Below are 18,986 nucleotides of genomic sequence, written 5' to 3'. Positions count from 1 at the left end.
GCCGGGAGCGTTTCGCTTACCCGGCCAGAGTTTGTTGCTTGTTGCAGGCCGGATAAGACGCATTGCCATCCGGCAAGGCTACAATCACTCGCCGCGGTACACGCAGCCTGCTGTGCAGGTTTCTTTCACCATTACAGCACTTAGCAGAGGGACCACAGGTTTAATCTGATCCCAAATCCATTTGGCCAGCACTTCACTGGTTGGATTTTCTAAGCCAGGAATATCGTTCAAATAGTAGTGATCGAGTCTGTCGTAAGTCGGCTTAAACGCGGCTTTTAATTCAGCAAAATCCATGATCCAACCGGTATGCGGATCGACTTCACCGGTAATTTCAAGACGCACCATAAATGAGTGACCATGCAGACGGCCACACTTATGCCCTTCCGGTACGTGCGGCAGGCGGTGAGCGGCTTCGAAGGTGAAATCTTTAAACAAGGTGGTGGACATTATTTACTCTCAAGAATGCGAAAAACCGCCGTAGGGTACCGTAAAGCACAATTTTTATCATTAGTTAAAAGGGCGCTAAGCATCAGAACGTCATATTTACGCTGTTAATGTTTGATAACTATTTATATATCATATAGTTATTAAATCGTTTTTGTCGTTAATGACTATAACTAAAACAGGTTAGTCCATTTGGTTATTTGTTATTTCTATCCCTTCTTTAATTGTTACTATCCCCGCCGTTAACCTTATCTTCAGTTTGGGTTTTATTGCTGAAATCCGCTTTGCTTACTGGAACATGACAACGCATGACGACACAGGCCCCACCTTCCGCTCTGCTACCGCTAAACCCGGAGCAACTGGCACGCCTTCAGGCAGCCACGACCGATTTCACTCCCGCACAGCTTGCGTGGGTTTCTGGCTATTTTTGGGGCGCGCTGAATCAGCAGCCTGGTAGCAATGCAGCGGCGCTTGCGCCTGTCGCTGAAATGCCAGGCATTACGCTTATCTCCGCCTCGCAAACCGGTAATGCGCGTCGTGTGGCGGAAGCCCTGCGCGATGATCTGATCGCCGCGAAGCTCAACGTCACTCTGATCAACGCTGGCGACTATAAATTCAAACAAATCGCCAATGAAAAACTGCTGATCGTGGTGGCGTCGACGCAAGGGGAAGGTGAACCGGCGGAAGAAGCCGTGGCGTTGCATAAATTCCTGTTCTCGAAAAAAGCGCCAAAGCTCGATAACACCGCTTTTGCCGTGTTTGGCCTTGGCGACACCTCCTATGAGTTTTTCTGTCAGTCAGGAAAAGACTTCGATGCGAAACTGGCTGAGCTGGGCGGTGAACGTCTGCTCGATCGTGTAGATGCCGACGTCGAATATCAGGCCGCCGCCGCGCAGTGGCGTGCCCGTTTGGTTGATGTCCTGAAAGCACGTGCGCCTGCGGTACCGTCTGTGCAAGTTGCCGCGAGCGGTGCGGTAAATGAAGTACACACCAGTCCGTACACCAAAGAAGCGCCGCTGACGGCGTCGCTTGCGGTGAATCAGAAAATTACCGGCCGTGACTCTGAAAAAGACGTACGCCATATTGAAATTGATTTAGGCGATTCCGGCCTGCGTTATCAGCCGGGCGATGCCTTGGGCGTCTGGTATCAGAATGACCCGGATCTGGTTAAAGAACTGGTTGAACTGCTGTGGCTGAAAGGTGATGAGCCGGTGACGGTTGAAGGCAAAACCTTGTCGCTCGCTGAAGCGTTGCAGTGGCATTTCGAGCTGACGGTGAATACCGGCAATATCGTGGAGAACTATGCCACCTTAACCCGCAGCGAAACATTGCTGCCGTTAGTGGGTGACAAAGCACAGTTGCAGCATTATGCCGCCACCACGCCCATCGTCGATATGGTGCGCTTTTCCCCGGCGCAATTGGATGCTCAGGCGTTAGTTGATCTTCTGCGTCCGTTGACGCCGCGTTTGTACTCCATTGCCTCTTCTCAAGCGGAAGTGGAAAGCGAAGTGCACGTCACCGTGGGCGTGGTGCGTTATGAGATAGAAGGTCGCGCCCGTGCTGGTGGTGCTTCCAGTTTCCTCGCCGACCGCGTGGAAGAAGAAGGTGAAGTTCGCGTGTTCATTGAACACAACGACAATTTCCGCCTGCCGTCAAACCCGCAGACGCCGGTAATTATGATTGGCCCGGGTACGGGAATTGCACCGTTCCGTGCCTTCATGCAGCAGCGTGCGGCTGATGGAGCTGAAGGCAAAAACTGGCTGTTTTTCGGTAACCCGCACTTTACCGAAGATTTCCTGTATCAGGTGGAATGGCAGCGTTACGTCAAAGAGGGCGTACTGAGCCGTATCGATCTCGCCTGGTCCCGCGATCAAAAAGAAAAAGTCTACGTACAAGATAAACTGCGCCAACAGGGCGCGGAACTGTGGCGCTGGATTAACGACGGTGCCCACATTTATGTCTGCGGCGACGCCAATCGTATGGCGAAAGACGTTGAGCAGGCGTTGTTGGAAGTGATTGCCGAATTCGGTGGTATGGATATCGAAGCGGCGGATGAATTTTTAAGTGAGCTGCGCATTGAGCGCCGTTATCAGCGAGATGTCTACTAATGAGCGAAAAACATCCAGGACCATTGGTGGTCGAAGGCAAACTGTCCGACGCTGAGCGTATGAAGCTGGAAAGCAACTATCTGCGCGGTACCATTGCCGAAGATTTAAACGACGGCCTGACCGGCGGGTTTAAAGGCGACAACTTCCTGCTGATCCGTTTTCACGGTATGTACCAGCAGGACGACCGCGATATCCGCGCCGAACGTGCCGAGCAAAAGCTGGAGCCGCGTCACGCGATGCTGCTGCGCTGTCGTCTGCCGGGTGGAGTGATTACCACCAAACAGTGGCAGGCGATCGACAAGTTCGCCCATGACAACACTATTTACGGCAGCATTCGTCTTACCAACCGTCAGACCTTCCAGTTTCACGGCATTCTGAAGAAGAACGTTAAGCCGGTACACCAGATGCTGCACTCCGTCGGCCTGGACGCACTGGCGACCGCCAACGATATGAACCGTAACGTGCTGTGTACCTCCAACCCGTATGAATCTGAGCTGCACGCCGAAGCCTACGAGTGGGCGAAAAAGATCTCCGAACATCTGCTGCCGCGCACCCGCGCCTATGCAGAGATCTGGCTTGATCAGGAAAAAGTTGCGACCACCGACGAGGAGCCGATCCTCGGTCAAACCTATCTGCCGCGTAAGTTTAAAACCACGGTGGTGATCCCACCGCAGAACGACATCGATCTGCATGCCAATGACATGAACTTCGTGGCGATTGCGGAAAACGGCAAATTGGTGGGCTTTAACCTGCTGGTGGGCGGCGGTTTGTCCATTGAGCATGGCAATAAGAAAACTTACGCCCGGACGGCAAGCGAATTTGGTTATCTGCCGCTTGAGCATACACTGGCTGTGGCGGAAGCGGTGGTGACGACTCAGCGTGACTGGGGTAACCGTACCGATCGTAAAAACGCCAAAACCAAATACACGCTGGAACGCGTAGGCGTTGAGACCTTTAAAGCTGAAGTTGAGCGCCGCGCGGGGATCAAGTTTGAGCCTATCCGCCCGTACGAATTCACCGGTCGCGGCGATCGTATCGGCTGGGTGAAAGGGATCGACAATAAATGGCATCTGACGCTGTTTATTGAAAACGGCCGTATCCTGGATTATCCGGGCCGTCCGTTGAAAACCGGTCTGCTTGAGATCGCGAAGATCCACAAAGGTGAGTTCCGTATTACCGCGAACCAGAACCTGATCATTGCAGGTGTTCCTGAGAGTGAAAAGGCGAAGATCGAGAAGATTGCGCAGAAGAGTGGCTTAATGAATGCGGTCACTCCGCAGCGTGAAAACTCGATGGCCTGCGTGTCGTTCCCAACCTGCCCGCTGGCGATGGCTGAGGCCGAGCGCTTCCTGCCAACGTTTATCGACAACATCGACACGCTGATGGCGAAGCACAGCCTGAGTGATGAAAATATTGTCATGCGTGTGACTGGCTGCCCGAACGGTTGCGGCCGCGCGATGCTGGCGGAAGTTGGTCTGGTGGGGAAAGCGCCCGGACGTTACAACCTCCATTTAGGGGGTAACCGTATTGGAACTCGCATTCCCCGGATGTTTAAAGAGAACATCACCGAGCCGGAAATTCTGGCATCGCTGGATGAACTGATTGGGCGCTGGGCGAAAGAGCGCGAAGCGGGTGAAGGCTTCGGTGACTTTACGGTGCGTGCGGGCATTATTCGCCCGGTGCTCGATCCTGCCCGGGATTTCTGGGAATAATGTGAAATTGACTTATCGGGTCTACTGAATCGGTAGACCTGATAAGCGCAGCGCCATCAGGCAAGGCAAACAGTGAGGAACTTATGTCCAAACTCGATCTCAACGCGTTGAACGAACTGCCGAAAGTTGAACGCGTTATGGCGTTGGCGCAAACCAACGACCAACTGGAAAAATTGAGCGCCGAGGATCGCGTGGCGTGGGCGCTGGAAAACCTGCCTGGCGAATATGTACTGTCATCAAGTTTTGGTATTCAGGCGGCAGTGAGCCTGCACCTGGTAAATCAGGTTCGCCCGGATATCCCGGTGATCCTCACCGATACCGGTTATCTGTTCCCGGAAACCTACCAGTTTATTGACGAGTTAACGGACAAGCTCAAGCTTAATCTGCAAGTCTACCGGGCGAAGGAAAGTGCGGCCTGGCAGGAAGCGCGCTATGGCAAACTGTGGGAGCAGGGCGTTGAGGGCATTGAAAAATACAATGACATCAACAAAGTCGAGCCGATGAACCGGGCATTGCAGGAGCTGAAAGCGCAGACCTGGTTTGCCGGTCTGCGCCGTGAGCAATCGGGCAGTCGTGCGCATTTACCGGTGCTGGCTATTCAGCGTGGTGTGTTTAAAGTTCTGCCGATCATCGACTGGGACAACCGTACGGTTTACCAGTATCTGCAAAAGCATGGTCTGAAGTACCATCCACTGTGGGATCAGGGCTATCTGTCAGTCGGCGATACCCATACCACCCGCAAATGGGAGCCGGGAATGGCGGAAGAAGAGACGCGGTTTTTTGGGCTGAAAAGAGAGTGCGGGCTGCACGAAGGCTAACTGTTAAAAGCCCGGTAACGTTTACTTATTACCGGGCTTCTTCTTCAGGATTTACCTGCTTTCGCCAGTTCTTTTACCAGCGGCAGCATAATGCGTACTACGTCGCGGCTACGGCGCTCTATCCGGCCCGGTAAGGCTTTATCGATATGCTGCTGGTTATCCAGTCGCACATCATGCCAGCTGTTGCCAGACGGGAACGAGGCGCTTTTGGCGCGCTGTTGGTAGCCATCTTTCTTGCCCAGGTTCCAGTTGGTCGCTTCAACGGAGAGCACAGCAATACCCGCGTCGTCGAAGACCTCCGCATCGTTACAACATCCTGTTCCCTTCGGATAGTCTTTGTTCAGGCCTGGATTGGTGCTGGCTACAATGCCGCGACTATGCGCGATAGCCAGTGCCCGGTCGCGCGTCAGTTTTCGCACCGCTTCCGGGGTTTTCTTACCGCTGTTGAAATAGAGCTTATCACCGACAATCAGGTTATCGAGGTTGATAACCAGCAGCGTGTTTTTCTTCTCGGCGGCGCTCATTCGCTTCAGGATGTTCTCCGCGCCCAGTTTGCCTTCTTCCTCGCCGCTGGTGGCGATAAATCGGATGCCGTACTGCGTCGGCACGTCTTTGAGTTTTTCCGCCAGTTCCAGCATCACGCCAACACCTGCAGCGTTGTCGTCGATCCCTTGCAGGGTTAATCCACCCAGATTGGCATCTGAATCGGCATCGCTTTGTGCGGCGTAGGTGTCGAGGTGCGCCATAATAATAATCTGCTGCGGCGCTTTGCCTTCATGTGCTGCAATAACGGTGCTTCCCGTTACGTTATGCCAGTTTTTACGGTTATTTTTGGCGGTATAAACATAACGGCTATTAAACGTCCGAATATCACTGCTGTAGCCCATCTGCTGAAATTGCTGACGTATATAATCAGCAGATAACATTTCAGCCGGAGATCCCGTCACGCGGCCCGGGAAAAACGTTGCGATATATCGAGCCTGGGTATTTGCGATATCGCCAGGTTTGGAGGATGTTGCCTGTGCAGGAAGGATAAAACACGCGCCGAGCGCCATGGCAGCAATAAGGTGGCGCGTTGCGGAAAACATAATGAGTCCTTAAATACCAAGCAGAAATTTTCAGCCGCTAGTATGAAACTGTGATCGAGGTAAAACAATTTCATTTGCTCCTAAATGCCCGAAATCCGGTAGCTTAAGCACTTTTTGATATTTGCTTTTCCGGATCGTTATTCCTTTGAGGAACTACTCATTCCAATTCGTAATTTCATTCGCCCTCTTGCCCTCCCTATAGTCAGGTTATCTGAGCATCGTTAGCAAAATAACGGCATTACATAGGAACGGTTATGGATCAAAAACGACTTACCCACCTGCGGCAACTGGAAGCGGAAAGCATCCATATCATTCGTGAGGTGGCCGCCGAGTTTTCTAATCCGGTGATGATGTATTCCATCGGCAAAGATTCCAGCGTAATGCTGCATCTGGCGCGTAAAGCGTTTTATCCAGGCACGCTGCCGTTCCCATTACTGCACGTTGATACCGGCTGGAAATTCAGCGAAATGTACGAGTTTCGTGACCGTACGGCGAAAGCCTACGGCTGCGAACTGCTGGTGCATAAAAACCCGGAAGGGGTGGCGATGGGCATCAACCCGTTCGTCCACGGCAGCGCCAAGCATACCGACATTATGAAAACCGAAGGGCTGAAGCAGGCGCTCAATAAATACGGTTTTGATGCCGCGTTTGGCGGTGCTCGTCGTGACGAAGAGAAATCACGTGCCAAAGAGCGTATTTACTCTTTCCGCGATCGTTTTCATCGCTGGGATCCTAAAAATCAGCGCCCGGAGCTGTGGCACAACTACAACGGACAAATTAACAAAGGCGAAAGTATTCGCGTCTTCCCGCTCTCCAACTGGACCGAACAGGATATCTGGCAGTACATCTGGCTGGAAAATATCGACATCGTGCCACTGTACTTGGCGGCGGAGCGTCCGGTGCTTGAACGCGACGGCATGTTGATGATGATTGATGACGACAGAATCGATCTGCAACCCGGGGAAGTGATTAAAAAACGCATGGTACGTTTCCGTACGCTCGGTTGCTGGCCACTGACAGGCGCGGTCGAGTCGAATGCGCAGACGCTGCCGGAAATTATCGAAGAAATGCTGGTCTCAACCACCAGTGAACGTCAGGGCCGCGTGATTGACCGCGACCAGGCGGGCTCCATGGAGCTGAAGAAACGTCAGGGGTATTTCTAAGGAGCCGCCATGAATACGACACTTGCACAACAAATTGCTAATGAAGGCGGCGTTGAAGCCTGGATGGTCGCCCAGCAACACAAAAGTCTGCTGCGCTTTTTAACCTGCGGTAGCGTGGATGACGGGAAAAGCACCCTGATTGGTCGCCTGCTGCACGACACGCGTCAGATTTATGAAGACCAGCTTTCATCGCTGCACAATGACAGTAAACGTCACGGCACTCAGGGCGAAAAGCTTGATCTGGCGTTATTGGTTGACGGCTTACAGGCCGAGCGCGAGCAGGGCATCACCATCGACGTGGCTTACCGTTATTTCTCTACCGAGAAGCGCAAATTTATTATTGCGGACACTCCCGGGCATGAACAGTACACCCGTAACATGGCGACCGGTGCGTCGACCTGCGACCTGGCGATCCTATTGATCGATGCGCGTAAAGGTGTGCTGGATCAGACTCGTCGTCACAGCTTTATCTCCACGCTGCTTGGGATCAAACACCTGGTGGTGGCGATCAACAAAATGGATCTGGTGGACTTTAGCGAAGAGACATTTAATCGCATTCGCGAAGACTATCTTACTTTTGCTGAACAACTTCCGGGCAACCTGGATATCCGGTTTGTGCCGCTCTCTGCGCTGGAAGGCGATAACGTGGCTTCGCAAAGCGCCAGTATGCCGTGGTACAGCGGTCCGACGCTGCTGGAAGTGCTGGAAACCGTTGAGATCCAGCGCAGTATTGATACTCAGCCGATGCGCTTCCCGGTGCAGTATGTGAACCGACCGAATCTGGATTTTCGTGGTTATGCCGGAACGCTGGCCTCCGGTAGCGTGAAGGTCGGGCAGCGCGTCAAAGTGCTGCCGTCCGGCGTTGAGTCCAGCGTAGCGCGGATCGTGACCTTTGATGGCGATTTACAGGAAGCGCATGCAGGTGAAGCGATCACCCTGGTGCTGAAAGATGAGATCGATATCAGCCGGGGCGACCTGTTACTTGATGCCGGTGAGGCGTTGCCGGCGGTTCAAAGCGCTGCCATTGATGTGGTTTGGATGGCAGAACAACCGCTGTCGCCTGGACAAAGCTACGACATCAAAGTCGCAGGCAAGAAGACCCGCGCACGCGTTGATAGCGTGCAATATCAGGTCGATATAAACAACCTGACCCAACGTGACGTTGAAGCGCTACCGCTGAACGGCATCGGTCTGGTTAATCTGACCTTTGATGAGCCGCTGGTGCTGGATACCTATCAGCAGAACCCGGTGACGGGCGGGCTGATAATTATTGACCGCCTGACCAACGTTACCGTTGGCGCGGGACTGGTGCGTGAGCCAATCGTCCAGGAGCTCGCCGCGGCTTCTCAGTTCAGCGCGTTTGAGCTGGAGCTTAATGCACTGGTGCGTCGCCACTTCCCACACTGGGGTGCGCGCGATCTGCTGGGAGGAAAATAATGGCGCTGCATGACGAAAACGTCGTCTGGCATGCCCATCCTGTTACACCGCAACAGCGGGAACAACGCCACGGTCATCGTGGTGTTGTGCTGTGGTTTACCGGGCTGTCAGGCTCCGGTAAATCCACGGTAGCAGGGGCGCTTGAAGAAGCGTTGCATAAGCTGGGGGTGAGTACTTATCTCTTGGATGGCGATAACGTGCGTCACGGCTTGTGCAGCGATCTTGGATTTAGTGATGCCGATCGTAAGGAGAATATTCGCCGGGTTGGTGAAGTGGCTAACCTGATGGTGGATGCGGGGCTTGTGGTGTTGACCGCCTTTATCTCACCGCATCGCGCTGAGCGCAAAATGGTTCGTGAGCGAGTTGGCGAAGGGCGTTTTATTGAAGTTTTTGTCGATACGCCATTAGCAACGTGTGAAGCACGCGATCCAAAAGGGCTGTATAAAAAAGCGCGGGCGGGTGAGTTACGCAATTTCACCGGAATTGATTCGGTATACGAAGCGCCTGAATCGCCAGAGATTCATCTTGATGGTGAACAATTGGTAACAAATTTGGTACCCCAATTATTAGACCTGCTGAGGCAGGAAGATATTATCAGATCCTGAGACACCCGAGCTCACATGCCCGGTCAGTCACGGTCACAGGATTAGATATGCGTAACAGCCATAACATTACTATTACAGAGTCAGATACCTTCGCCGCCGACGACGAAACCACCTGGTCACTACCGGGGGCGGTGGTCGGTTTTATCGCGTGGTTGTTGGCGCTGGGATTCCCGTGTCTGATGTATGGCCCTAATACACTGTTTTTCTTCATTTATACCTGGCCCTTTTTCCTCGCATTGCTGCCCGTGGCGATTGTCGCGGGTATTGCCTTGCACTCGCTATTGAAGGGGAGGTTGCTGCTGAGCATTACCTGTACCCTGCTGGTGGTTGGGGCGATGTTTGGCGCACTATTTTTATGGTTATTGGGTTAGGCAAACGCCTTTTTTTAACAATCGCCGACGTTGTTCACTCTCTGGTCATAATTCAAACCGTAACCAACAATGAGATTATGTTCTCCTTACACGGGGTATACGTAACAACGGGCAAATGTGGTACATTTGCCCGCGTTGTCGCGGCATTCCCGACCGTTGATGTAAAGTTGTCTGCGGAAGTTATGGGATATTAATGCCGTTTTTCAGGGGGCAGGATGGGTAAACTAACGCTGCTGTTGCTGGCTTTATTAGTCTGGCTGCAGTATTCGCTGTGGTTCGGTAAGAACGGCATACATGACTATAGTCGCGTCAACGATGATGTTGCTGCGCAGCAAGCTACAAACGCGAAACTTAAAGCGCGTAACGATCAGCTCTTTGCCGAAATTGACGATCTCAATGGCGGACAAGAGGCTATTGAGGAGCGTGCGCGCAACGAACTCAGTATGACTAAGCCGGGCGAAACCTTTTATCGTCTGGTGCCTGACGCGTCTAAACGCGCTCAGACTGCAGGGCAAAACAATCGATAAACCGTCCAGGGATTTAACATGGCAGCCACTTTATTGGACGTTTGCGCCGTGGTGCCGGCTGCCGGGTTTGGCCGCCGAATGCAAACAGAGTGTCCTAAGCAGTACCTCTCTATTGGCAATAAAACCATTCTTGAACACTCGGTTGATGCGCTGCTGGCTCATCCCCGGGTGACGCGAGTCGTCATCGCTATCAGCCCAGGCGACAGTCGCTTTGCCCAACTTCCACTTGCTGCGCACCCGCAAATTACGGCGGTGGATGGCGGCAACGAGCGTGCCGATTCTGTCCTTGCCGGTTTGCAAGCCGCAGGGGAGGCCCGTTGGGTGCTGGTGCATGACGCCGCGCGTCCGTGCCTGCACCAGGATGATTTGGCCCGTTTGCTGGCAATCAGCGAGTCCAGCCGTACCGGCGGGATCCTTGCCGCACCGGTACGCGACACAATGAAGCGCGCGGAGCCGGGGCGAACAGACATCGCCCATACGGTCGATCGCACCGATTTATGGCATGCGTTGACGCCGCAGTTTTTCCCACGTGAGTTATTGCACGATTGCCTGACGCGTGCACTCAACGAAGGTGCAACTATTACAGACGAAGCTTCGGCGCTGGAATATTGCGGCTTTCATCCGCAGCTGGTCGAAGGGCGTGCTGACAACATCAAAGTCACCCGCCCGGAAGATCTGGCGCTGGCGGAATTTTATCTGACCCGAACTATCTAGATACATCATCCTTCAGGCTGCCTGGAGGACGCTGTGTATATCAGGAGAAGGCATAATGCGAATTGGACACGGTTTCGACGTACACGCTTTTGGAGGAGTTGGCCCAATTATCATTGGTGGTGTGCGCATCCCGTATGAAAAAGGATTGCTGGCGCATTCTGATGGTGACGTGGCGTTGCACGCGTTAACCGATGCTCTGCTGGGCGCGGCTGCGCTGGGGGATATCGGTAAGCTATTCCCGGACACCGACCCGGCCTTTAAAGGTGCAGATAGTCGTGAATTATTGCGTGAAGCCTGGCGGCGTGTTCAAGCCAAAGGCTATACGCTTGGTAATGTGGATGTGACAATTATTGCTCAGGCGCCGAAGATGCTGCCGCACATTCCACAAATGCGTGTGTTTATTGCCGAAGACCTCGGCTGCCATATGGATGATGTTAACGTGAAAGCGACCACCACGGAAAAACTCGGTTTTACCGGGCGTGGGGAAGGGATTGCCTGTGAAGCGGTGGCGTTACTCATTAAGGCAACGAAATGACTGCGTTTGAAGATCTGACGTATCTCCATGGCAAACCACAAGGCCATGGCGTTCTGAAAGCGAATCCGGAAGACTTTGTCGTCGTCGAAGATTTAGGCTTCGAACCCGATGGCGAAGGCGAGCACATTTTGGTGCGTATCCTGAAAAACGGTTGTAACACCCGTTTTGTGGCTGACGCGCTGGCGAAATTCCTGAAAATTCATGCCCGCGAAGTGAGCTTTGCTGGCCAGAAAGACAAGCATGCGGTCACGGAACAGTGGCTGTGTGCGCGTGTGCCGGGCAATGCGATGCCTGATTTAAGCAAATTTGAGCTTGAAGGCTGTAAAGTGCTGGAGTACGCGCGCCACAAGCGTAAGCTGCGTTTAGGGGCGCTGAAAGGCAACGAATTTACGCTGGTGTTGCGTGAAGTGAGCGAGCGAAATGATGTTGAAGCGCGTTTGCAGGCAATTAACGAGCGCGGCGTACCGAACTATTTTGGCGCTCAGCGTTTTGGTATCGGCGGCAGCAACCTGCAAGGGGCGCTGCGCTGGGCGCAAAGCGATGCGCCGGTGCGCGATCGCAATAAACGCAGTTTTTGGTTGTCGGCGGCCCGTAGCGCGTTGTTTAATCAGATAGTCAGTGAACGCCTGAAAAAAACAGACTTTAATCAAGTTGTTGACGGCGATGCGCTACAATTATCGGGGCGCGGAAGCTGGTTTGTCGCCACACAGGAAGAACAAACTGAATTACAGCGTCGCGTCGATGAGAAAGAGTTGATGATTACAGCGGCATTGCCGGGCAGCGGTGAGTGGGGAACTCAACGCGACGCGCTGGCGTTTGAAGAAGCCGCTGTTGCTGATGAAACCGCGCTGCAGTCTCTGTTATTGCGCGAGAAAGTCGACGCGTCGCGTCGCGCTATGTTGCTGTATCCACAACAATTAAGCTGGAACTGGTGGGATGACGTAACCGTTGAGTTACGTTTCTGGCTACCGGCAGGTAGCTTCGCCACCAGTGTTGTAAGGGAACTTATTAACACAATGGGTGATTATGCGTATATTGCTGAGTAACGATGATGGGGTTCACGCACCCGGTATACAAACGCTGGCGAAAGCGCTGCGTGAGTTTGCTGACGTACAGGTGGTTGCCCCGGATCGTAACCGCAGTGGCGCGTCCAACTCGCTGACGCTGGAATCCTCACTTCGCACGTTCACCTATGATAACGGTGATATCGCCGTACAAATGGGTACACCTACCGATTGCGTCTATCTGGGCGTTAACGCATTAATGCGTCCGCGTCCGGACATTGTCGTGTCTGGTATTAACGCAGGTCCTAATCTCGGCGATGATGTTATCTATTCCGGTACCGTTGCGGCGGCGATGGAAGGTCGTCACCTGGGCTTCCCTGCGCTGGCTGTCTCACTTGATGGGCATAAACACTACGATACTGCTGCCGCAGTAACCTGCCGTATCTTACGGGCGCTGAGTCGTGAACCGCTGCGCACCGGGCGCATTTTGAATATCAACGTGCCGGATTTACCGCTGGATCAGATTAAAGGTATCCGCGTCACCCGCTGCGGTAGTCGCCATCCTGCGGATCAGGTGATACCACAGCAGGACCCGCGCGGTAATACGCTGTATTGGATCGGGCCACCGGGCGAAAAGTGCGACGCCGGACCGGATACTGATTTTGCCGCCGTCGATGAAGGCTATGTTTCCATCACGCCGCTGCATGTCGATTTAACCGCATACGGCGCGCATGAAGTTGTTTCTGACTGGTTAGACAGCGTGGGAGCCGACACGCAATGGTAAGCAGACGCGTACACACTCTTCTTGAACAATTACGTGCGCAGGGCATCAGAGATGAGCTTGTTCTCGATGCACTTGCCGCCGTGCCGCGTGAAAAATTCATTGATGAGGCGTTTGAACATAAGGCCTGGGACAATATTGCCCTGCCGATTGGTCAGGGGCAGACGATTTCGCAGCCCTATATGGTTGCACGGATGACCGAGCTGCTGGAGTTAACGCCACAGTCCCGGGTGCTGGAAATTGGTACCGGCTCTGGCTACCAAACGGCGATTCTGGCGCACCTGGTGCACCATGTGTGCTCTGTTGAGCGCATTAAAGGTTTGCAGTGGCAGGCGCGTCGTCGACTTAAACAGCTTGATTTACATAATGTTTCTACCCGTCATGGTGATGGATGGCAAGGCTGGCAAGCGCGAGCCCCGTTTGACGCTATCATTGTTACGGCAGCGCCGCCTGAGATCCCAACCGCATTGATGATGCAGTTGGATGAAGGCGGCATTCTCGTCTTACCCGTGGGTGACGAGCACCAGTTTCTGAAACGGGTGCGTCGTCGGGGAGGCGAATTTATTATCGATACCGTGGAGGCCGTACGCTTCGTTCCCTTAGTAAAAGGGGAGCTTGCGTAGATACAGGCTCTGAATACCTGGAGTTTTCCTGGATATTCTGGAATTAGTAAGCGTATCGTGGTCACGTTTCCAGTGCCCAGTCCGATGCCTTGCACGGTGATTACGTCACTGGTTTTAACCAAATTTTCCTGGGGGATAAATGAGCGCGGGAAGCCACAAATTTACCGTTCGCCGCATTGCGGCATTGTCACTGGTTTCATTATGGCTGGCAGGTTGTTCAAATACCTCGAATCCACCTGCACCGGTCAGTTCCGTTGATGGCGGTGCATCAACGAACACCAATTCCGGTATGCTGATTACGCCTCCACCAAAAATGGGCTCGACGTCGACAGTACAGCAAACGCCGCAGATCCAGCCGGTGCAGCGTCCGACCACACAGTCAACACAGATCCAGCCTGTTGCGGAACAACCTGTGCAGATGGAAAACGGTCGTATTGTGTACAACCGTAAGTATGGGAACATTCCGAAAGGTAGCTATACGGGCGGCAGTACCTATACTGTTAAGAAAGGCGATACCCTTTTCTATATTGCCTGGATTACCGGGAACGATTTCCGTGATCTCGCACAACGCAATAACGTTCCGGCCCCGTATGGCCTGAATGTCGGTCAAACTCTGCAAGTGGGCAATGCGTCTGGCGCACCGATTACCGGTGGAAATGCCATCACCCAGGCGGATGCAGCACAGCAAGGAGTTGTGACCAACCCTGCACAAAATTCCACCGTTGCTGTTGCTTCGAAACCAACAATTACGTATTCTGAGGATTCAGGTGAACAAAGTGCTAATAAAATGTTGCCGAACAACAAGCCTGCTGGGACTGTGGTCACAGCGCCTGTAACGGCTCCGGCAGTTAGCGCAACCGAATCAACTGCAAGCTCAACGTCAACCAGCTCGCCAATCTCTACCTGGCGCTGGCCGACCGACGGCAAAGTGATCGAAAACTTTGCGGCTACCGAAGGTGGCAATAAAGGGATCGACATTGCAGGCAGCAAGGGACAGGCTATTGTCGCGACCGCAGATGGACGCGTCGTCTATGCCGGTAACGCGCTGCGTGGTTACGGTAATCTTATTATCATCAAACATAACGATGATTACCTGAGTGCCTACGCCCATAACGATACAATGCTGGTCCGGGAACAACAAGAAATCAAGGCGGGGCAGAAAATAGCTACCATGGGTAGTACCGGAACCAGTTCAACACGCTTGCATTTTGAAATTCGTTACAAGGGGAAATCCGTAAACCCGCTGCGTTATTTACCGCAGCGATAATTCGGCGGAACCAGGCTTTCACGTGCTAGTTCCGTTAGGGATCACGGGTAGGAGCCACCTTTATGAGTCAGAATACGCTGAAAGTTCATGATTTAAATGAAGATGCGGAATTTGATGAGAACGGAGTAGAGGCTTTTGATGAAAAAGCCTTGAGTGAAGAGGAACCCAGTGATAACGACCTGGCTGAAGAAGAGCTGTTATCGCAGGGGGCCACACAGCGTGTGTTGGACGCGACTCAGCTTTACCTTGGTGAGATTGGTTATTCACCACTGTTAACAGCCGAAGAAGAAGTTTATTTTGCGCGTCGCGCACTGCGTGGGGATGTCGCATCCCGCCGTCGCATGATTGAAAGTAACTTGCGTCTGGTGGTGAAAATTGCTCGTCGTTATGGCAATCGTGGTCTGGCATTGCTGGACCTGATTGAAGAGGGCAATCTGGGACTGATCCGTGCAGTCGAGAAGTTTGACCCGGAACGCGGGTTCCGCTTCTCAACATACGCAACCTGGTGGATCCGCCAGACGATCGAACGGGCGATTATGAACCAAACCCGTACGATCCGACTGCCAATTCACATTGTAAAAGAGCTGAACGTCTATCTGCGTACCGCGCGTGAGTTGTCGCATAAACTGGACCACGAACCGAGCGCAGAAGAGATTGCTGAACAACTGGACAAACCGGTTGATGACGTCAGCCGTATGCTCCGACTCAACGAGCGTATTACCTCGGTAGACACCCCGCTGGGTGGCGATTCCGAAAAAGCGTTGCTGGATATTCTGGCCGATGAAAAGGAAAACGGCCCGGAAGACACCACGCAAGACGATGATATGAAACAGAGCATCGTCAAATGGCTGTTCGAACTGAACGCCAAACAGCGTGAGGTACTGGCACGTCGCTTTGGTCTGCTGGGGTATGAAGCTGCGACACTGGAAGATGTGGGCCGCGAAATTGGCCTCACCCGTGAACGTGTTCGCCAGATTCAGGTTGAAGGTCTGCGTCGTCTGCGTGAAATCCTGCAGACTCAGGGACTTAATATCGAAGCGCTGTTCCGCGAGTAAGCACAAGTTCTATCAAGAAAGGCCAGTCTCATTGAGACTGGCCTTTTTCTATGTTTGTTGCCTGATGGCACTGCGTTTATCAGGCCTACGGGGAGCAGGACTTTGTAGGCCGGATAAGACATTTATGTCACCATCCGGCAGATTAGTTCATCATCTTACGCACCAGACGTATGAACTGCTCACGTTCTTCATCAGATAATCGCCCCAGAAACTCATCATCCACGCTATCGCCTAACGGGGTTGCGCTGGTCAGTAATGCTTCTCCTTGCGCGGTCAAATAAACAAATCGCCGACGCTTATCCGCCGGGTCGTGTTCACGTCTGACCAACTCCCGTTTTTCCATCCGGCTCAGCATTTCCGCAAGCGTTGCCTTGGTACAGACTGCGGCTTCGGTCAGGGCGACCTGCTCAATGCCGGGATGCTCGGCAATGGCGCGCATCACCGCATACTGCGGTTTGGTCAGATCCGGTAATTCATGTTGCCAGCGAGCCGTATGTTGCTGAAAAAGCTGACGTAAAAGGTGAAAGGCTGTGTTTCTTAACGGCATGAGAGCTCCGGAATATCTGTCAGTCTCTATCTTAACGGGTAACGCGTCATAGTTTAACCATTGCTGCTTTAGCAATCTGTGCGAGGTGCTCTTGTCCGGAATGCATCGAGGGAGTATTTTAATCAAAATGTTCGTACACGAACAAAATTGAGGGCGAAATGAGACTGATTGTAGGAATGACCGGGGCGACCGGCGCACCGCTTGGTGTGTCGCTATTGCTGGCGCTGCGTGAAATGCCGGGGGTAGAAACCCATCTGGTGCTGTCAAAGTGGGCCAAAACCACTATTGAACTGGAGACGCCGTACAGCGTCCGTGATGTGTCGGCGTTGGCCGATTATTGCCACAACCCGGCGGACCAGTCGGCGACCATATCCTCAGGATCGTTTCGTACTGACGGCATGATCATTATCCCCTGCAGTATGAAAACGCTGGCCGGTATCCGAGCAGGCTACGCGGAAGGACTGGTGGGGCGCGCTGCTGATGTGGTGCTGAAAGAAGGGCGCAAGCTGGTTCTGGTTCCGCGTGAAATGCCGCTCAGCACTATTCATCTGGAAAACATGCTCGCACTTTCCCGCATGGGCGTGGCGATGGTCCCGCCGATGCCCGCGTTTTACAACCACCCGCAAACGGTCGATGACATCACTCAGCATATCGTTGCGCGTGTGCTCGATCAGTTTGGTCTGGAGCATCCAAACGCCCGTCGCTGGCAGGGTTTACGGCAGGCGCAGAATTTTTCACAGGAGAATGAATAATGGCATTTGATGATTTGCGCAGCTTTTTACAAGCGCTGGACGACCAGGGACAATTGCTGAAAATCAGTGAAGAAGTCAACGCTGAGCCGGATCTGGCTGCGGCGGCTAACGCGACCGGACGTATTGGTGATGGTGCGCCTGCGCTGTGGTTTGACAATATTAGCGGTTTTACCGATGCCCGCGTGGCGATGAATACCATCGGCTCATGGCAGAATCATGCCATTTCATTAGGCCTGCCGCCCAATACGCCGGTGAAAAAACAAATTGATGAGTTTATTCGCCGTTGGGATAAATTTCCGGTTACGCCGGAGCGTCGTGCCAACCCGGCGTGGGCTGAAAACTGTGTTGATGGTGAGGAGATCAACCTGTTTGATATTCTGCCGCTGTTTCGTCTGAACGATGGTGACGGCGGTTTCTATCTTGATAAAGCCTGCGTGGTGTCGCGCGATCCGCTGGATCCGGACAACTTCGGCAAACAGAACGTCGGCATTTATCGTATGGAAGTGAAGGGCAAACGCAAGCTTGGCCTGCAGCCGGTGCCGATGCATGATATCGCGCTGCATCTGCATAAAGCTGAAGAGCGCGGTGAAGATCTGCCGATTGCCATCACGCTGGGTAACGATCCCATCATCACCCTGATGGGGGCCACGCCGCTGAAGTACGATCAGTCGGAATACGAAATGGCGGGAGCGCTGCGTGAAAGCCCGTACCCGATCGCTACCGCACCGCTTACCGGCTTTGACGTACCTTGGGGTTCGGAAGTGATCCTCGAAGGGGTCATTGAAAGCCGTAAGCGTGAAATCGAAGGGCCGTTTGGCGAGTTTACCGGGCACTATTCCGGTGGACGTAATATGACGGTCGTACGTATCGATAAAGTCTCTTATCGCACCAAACCGATTTTTGAATCGCTATATCTGGGGATGCCGTGGACGGAGATTGACTACCTGATGGGGCCGGCAACCTGCGTACCGCTGTATCAACAGCTGAAAGCCGAGTTCCCGGAAGTGCAGGCGGTGAATGCCATGTACACCCACGGTTTGCTGGCGATTATCTCCACCAAAAAACGCTACGGCGGCTTTGCCCGCGCGGTGGGGCTGCGCGCAATGACGACGCCGCATGGCCTGGGTTACGTGAAAATGGTGATTATGGTTGATGAGGATGTTGACCCGTTCAACCTGCCGCAGGTGATGTGGGCGCTGTCTTCGAAGGTCAATCCGGCGGGCGATCTGGTGCAACTGCCGAATATGTCGGTGCTGGAGCTTGATCCGGGTTCCAGTCCGGCGGGGATTACCGACAAGTTAATTATTGATGCTACCACGCCGGTCGCGCCGGATAACCGTGGGCACTACAGCCAGCCGGTATGTGATTTACCGGAAACGAAAGCCTGGGCAGAAAAACTGACCGCCATGCTGGCCAACCGTAAATAAGGAGTAGC

General features: G+C 53.3%; 20 protein-coding genes. 17 read left to right on the top strand and 3 right to left on the bottom strand.

The features are described 5' to 3' along the window. Nucleotides 1-84: 84 nt before the first annotated feature. The gene (queD, locus tag OGV89_RS11540) at nucleotides 85-447 is read right to left on the bottom strand and encodes a 6-carboxytetrahydropterin synthase QueD (RefSeq protein WP_003034142.1); all 363 of its coding nucleotides are present in this window, start codon (nucleotides 445-447) and stop codon (nucleotides 85-87) included. A 305-nt stretch (nucleotides 448-752) separates the two neighbouring features. Between queD and cysJ the strand changes: the two genes are divergently transcribed. The 3 genes from cysJ to cysH all read left to right on the top strand — a co-directional run bounded on the left by cysJ (nucleotide 753) and on the right by cysH (nucleotide 5,082). Beyond that, on the top strand, nucleotides 753-2,552 hold the full coding sequence (gene cysJ / locus OGV89_RS11535) for an NADPH-dependent assimilatory sulfite reductase flavoprotein subunit (RefSeq protein WP_003846549.1): 1,800 nt from the start codon (nucleotides 753-755) through the stop codon (nucleotides 2,550-2,552). Continuing rightward, a complete protein-coding gene (gene cysI, locus OGV89_RS11530) occupies nucleotides 2,552-4,264 on the top strand; it encodes an assimilatory sulfite reductase (NADPH) hemoprotein subunit (RefSeq protein ID WP_003034148.1) in 1,713 nt (570 codons plus the stop codon). The genes cysJ and cysI overlap by 1 nt, the downstream gene beginning before the upstream one ends. 83 nt (nucleotides 4,265-4,347) lie before the next feature. Then, nucleotides 4,348-5,082, top strand: coding sequence for a phosphoadenosine phosphosulfate reductase (gene cysH / locus OGV89_RS11525; RefSeq protein ID WP_003846550.1), 735 nt, complete (start codon nucleotides 4,348-4,350; stop codon nucleotides 5,080-5,082). A 44-nt stretch (nucleotides 5,083-5,126) separates the two neighbouring features. On the opposite strand, the gene OGV89_RS11520 is transcribed toward cysH, so the two are convergent. Further along, nucleotides 5,127-6,170 carry an aminopeptidase gene (locus OGV89_RS11520; protein WP_003034151.1) on the bottom strand — a complete coding sequence of 348 codons (1,044 nt, stop codon included), beginning with the start codon at nucleotides 6,168-6,170 and terminating at the stop codon, nucleotides 5,127-5,129. Between the two features lie 254 nt (nucleotides 6,171-6,424). Between OGV89_RS11520 and cysD the strand changes: the two genes are divergently transcribed. From cysD to rpoS, 12 genes are all read left to right on the top strand, one after another. Next, complete coding sequence (cysD, locus tag OGV89_RS11515) at nucleotides 6,425-7,333, top strand: sulfate adenylyltransferase subunit CysD (protein WP_003034152.1); 909 nt, start codon at nucleotides 6,425-6,427, stop codon at nucleotides 7,331-7,333. Between the two features lie 9 nt (nucleotides 7,334-7,342). Further along, nucleotides 7,343-8,770 (top strand): sulfate adenylyltransferase subunit CysN, encoded by a 1,428-nt coding sequence (cysN, locus tag OGV89_RS11510; RefSeq protein WP_003846551.1) that lies wholly within the window; start codon nucleotides 7,343-7,345, stop codon nucleotides 8,768-8,770. Then, the gene (gene cysC / locus OGV89_RS11505; protein WP_003034157.1) at nucleotides 8,770-9,375 is read left to right on the top strand and encodes an adenylyl-sulfate kinase; all 606 of its coding nucleotides are present in this window, start codon (nucleotides 8,770-8,772) and stop codon (nucleotides 9,373-9,375) included. Before cysN ends, cysC begins: the two co-directional genes overlap by 1 nt. Before the next feature lie 47 nt (nucleotides 9,376-9,422). Then, nucleotides 9,423-9,746, top strand: coding sequence for a DUF3561 family protein (locus tag OGV89_RS11500; protein ID WP_003034160.1), 324 nt, complete (start codon nucleotides 9,423-9,425; stop codon nucleotides 9,744-9,746). A 215-nt stretch (nucleotides 9,747-9,961) separates the two neighbouring features. After that, a complete protein-coding gene (gene ftsB / locus OGV89_RS11495; RefSeq protein WP_003034163.1) occupies nucleotides 9,962-10,273 on the top strand; it encodes a cell division protein FtsB in 312 nt (103 codons plus the stop codon). An 18-nt stretch (nucleotides 10,274-10,291) separates the two neighbouring features. Beyond that, nucleotides 10,292-10,987 (top strand): 2-C-methyl-D-erythritol 4-phosphate cytidylyltransferase, encoded by a 696-nt coding sequence (ispD, locus tag OGV89_RS11490; protein ID WP_003846552.1) that lies wholly within the window; start codon nucleotides 10,292-10,294, stop codon nucleotides 10,985-10,987. 55 nt (nucleotides 10,988-11,042) lie between these two features. After that, nucleotides 11,043-11,522 carry a 2-C-methyl-D-erythritol 2,4-cyclodiphosphate synthase gene (ispF, locus tag OGV89_RS11485; protein WP_003846553.1) on the top strand — a complete coding sequence of 160 codons (480 nt, stop codon included), beginning with the start codon at nucleotides 11,043-11,045 and terminating at the stop codon, nucleotides 11,520-11,522. Further along, on the top strand, nucleotides 11,519-12,568 hold the full coding sequence (truD, locus tag OGV89_RS11480; RefSeq protein WP_003840327.1) for a tRNA pseudouridine(13) synthase TruD: 1,050 nt from the start codon (nucleotides 11,519-11,521) through the stop codon (nucleotides 12,566-12,568). Before ispF ends, truD begins: the two co-directional genes overlap by 4 nt. Continuing rightward, a complete protein-coding gene (gene surE / locus OGV89_RS11475) occupies nucleotides 12,549-13,310 on the top strand; it encodes a 5'/3'-nucleotidase SurE (RefSeq protein ID WP_003825728.1) in 762 nt (253 codons plus the stop codon). The genes truD and surE overlap by 20 nt, the downstream gene beginning before the upstream one ends. Further along, complete coding sequence (locus OGV89_RS11470) at nucleotides 13,304-13,930, top strand: protein-L-isoaspartate(D-aspartate) O-methyltransferase (protein WP_003034172.1); 627 nt, start codon at nucleotides 13,304-13,306, stop codon at nucleotides 13,928-13,930. Before surE ends, OGV89_RS11470 begins: the two co-directional genes overlap by 7 nt. A gap of 184 nt (nucleotides 13,931-14,114) precedes the next feature. Then, complete coding sequence (gene nlpD, locus OGV89_RS11465; RefSeq protein WP_223232897.1) at nucleotides 14,115-15,197, top strand: murein hydrolase activator NlpD; 1,083 nt, start codon at nucleotides 14,115-14,117, stop codon at nucleotides 15,195-15,197. A gap of 62 nt (nucleotides 15,198-15,259) precedes the next feature. Then, nucleotides 15,260-16,252 carry an RNA polymerase sigma factor RpoS gene (rpoS, locus tag OGV89_RS11460; protein ID WP_000081498.1) on the top strand — a complete coding sequence of 331 codons (993 nt, stop codon included), beginning with the start codon at nucleotides 15,260-15,262 and terminating at the stop codon, nucleotides 16,250-16,252. A gap of 142 nt (nucleotides 16,253-16,394) precedes the next feature. Here rpoS and OGV89_RS11455 read toward each other — a convergent pair whose 3' ends face one another. Then, on the bottom strand, nucleotides 16,395-16,799 hold the full coding sequence (locus tag OGV89_RS11455; protein WP_003034194.1) for a MarR family winged helix-turn-helix transcriptional regulator: 405 nt from the start codon (nucleotides 16,797-16,799) through the stop codon (nucleotides 16,395-16,397). A 158-nt stretch (nucleotides 16,800-16,957) separates the two neighbouring features. Between OGV89_RS11455 and OGV89_RS11450 the strand changes: the two genes are divergently transcribed. Then, entirely contained in the window at nucleotides 16,958-17,551 is a 594-nt protein-coding gene (locus OGV89_RS11450) for a non-oxidative hydroxyarylic acid decarboxylases subunit B (RefSeq protein WP_003034196.1), read from the top strand. Beyond that, nucleotides 17,551-18,978, top strand: coding sequence for a non-oxidative hydroxyarylic acid decarboxylases subunit C (locus tag OGV89_RS11445; protein WP_061549725.1), 1,428 nt, complete (start codon nucleotides 17,551-17,553; stop codon nucleotides 18,976-18,978). Before OGV89_RS11450 ends, OGV89_RS11445 begins: the two co-directional genes overlap by 1 nt. Nucleotides 18,979-18,986: the final 8 nt, after the last annotated feature.

Origin of the sequence: Citrobacter sp. Cf125, assembly GCF_030333935.1 — a bacterium.
Classification (GTDB): Bacteria; Pseudomonadota; Gammaproteobacteria; order Enterobacterales; family Enterobacteriaceae; genus Citrobacter; species Citrobacter freundii.
The sequence above is the reverse complement of the archived record's forward strand: the minus strand, read 5'-3'. Positions and strand labels throughout refer to the sequence as shown.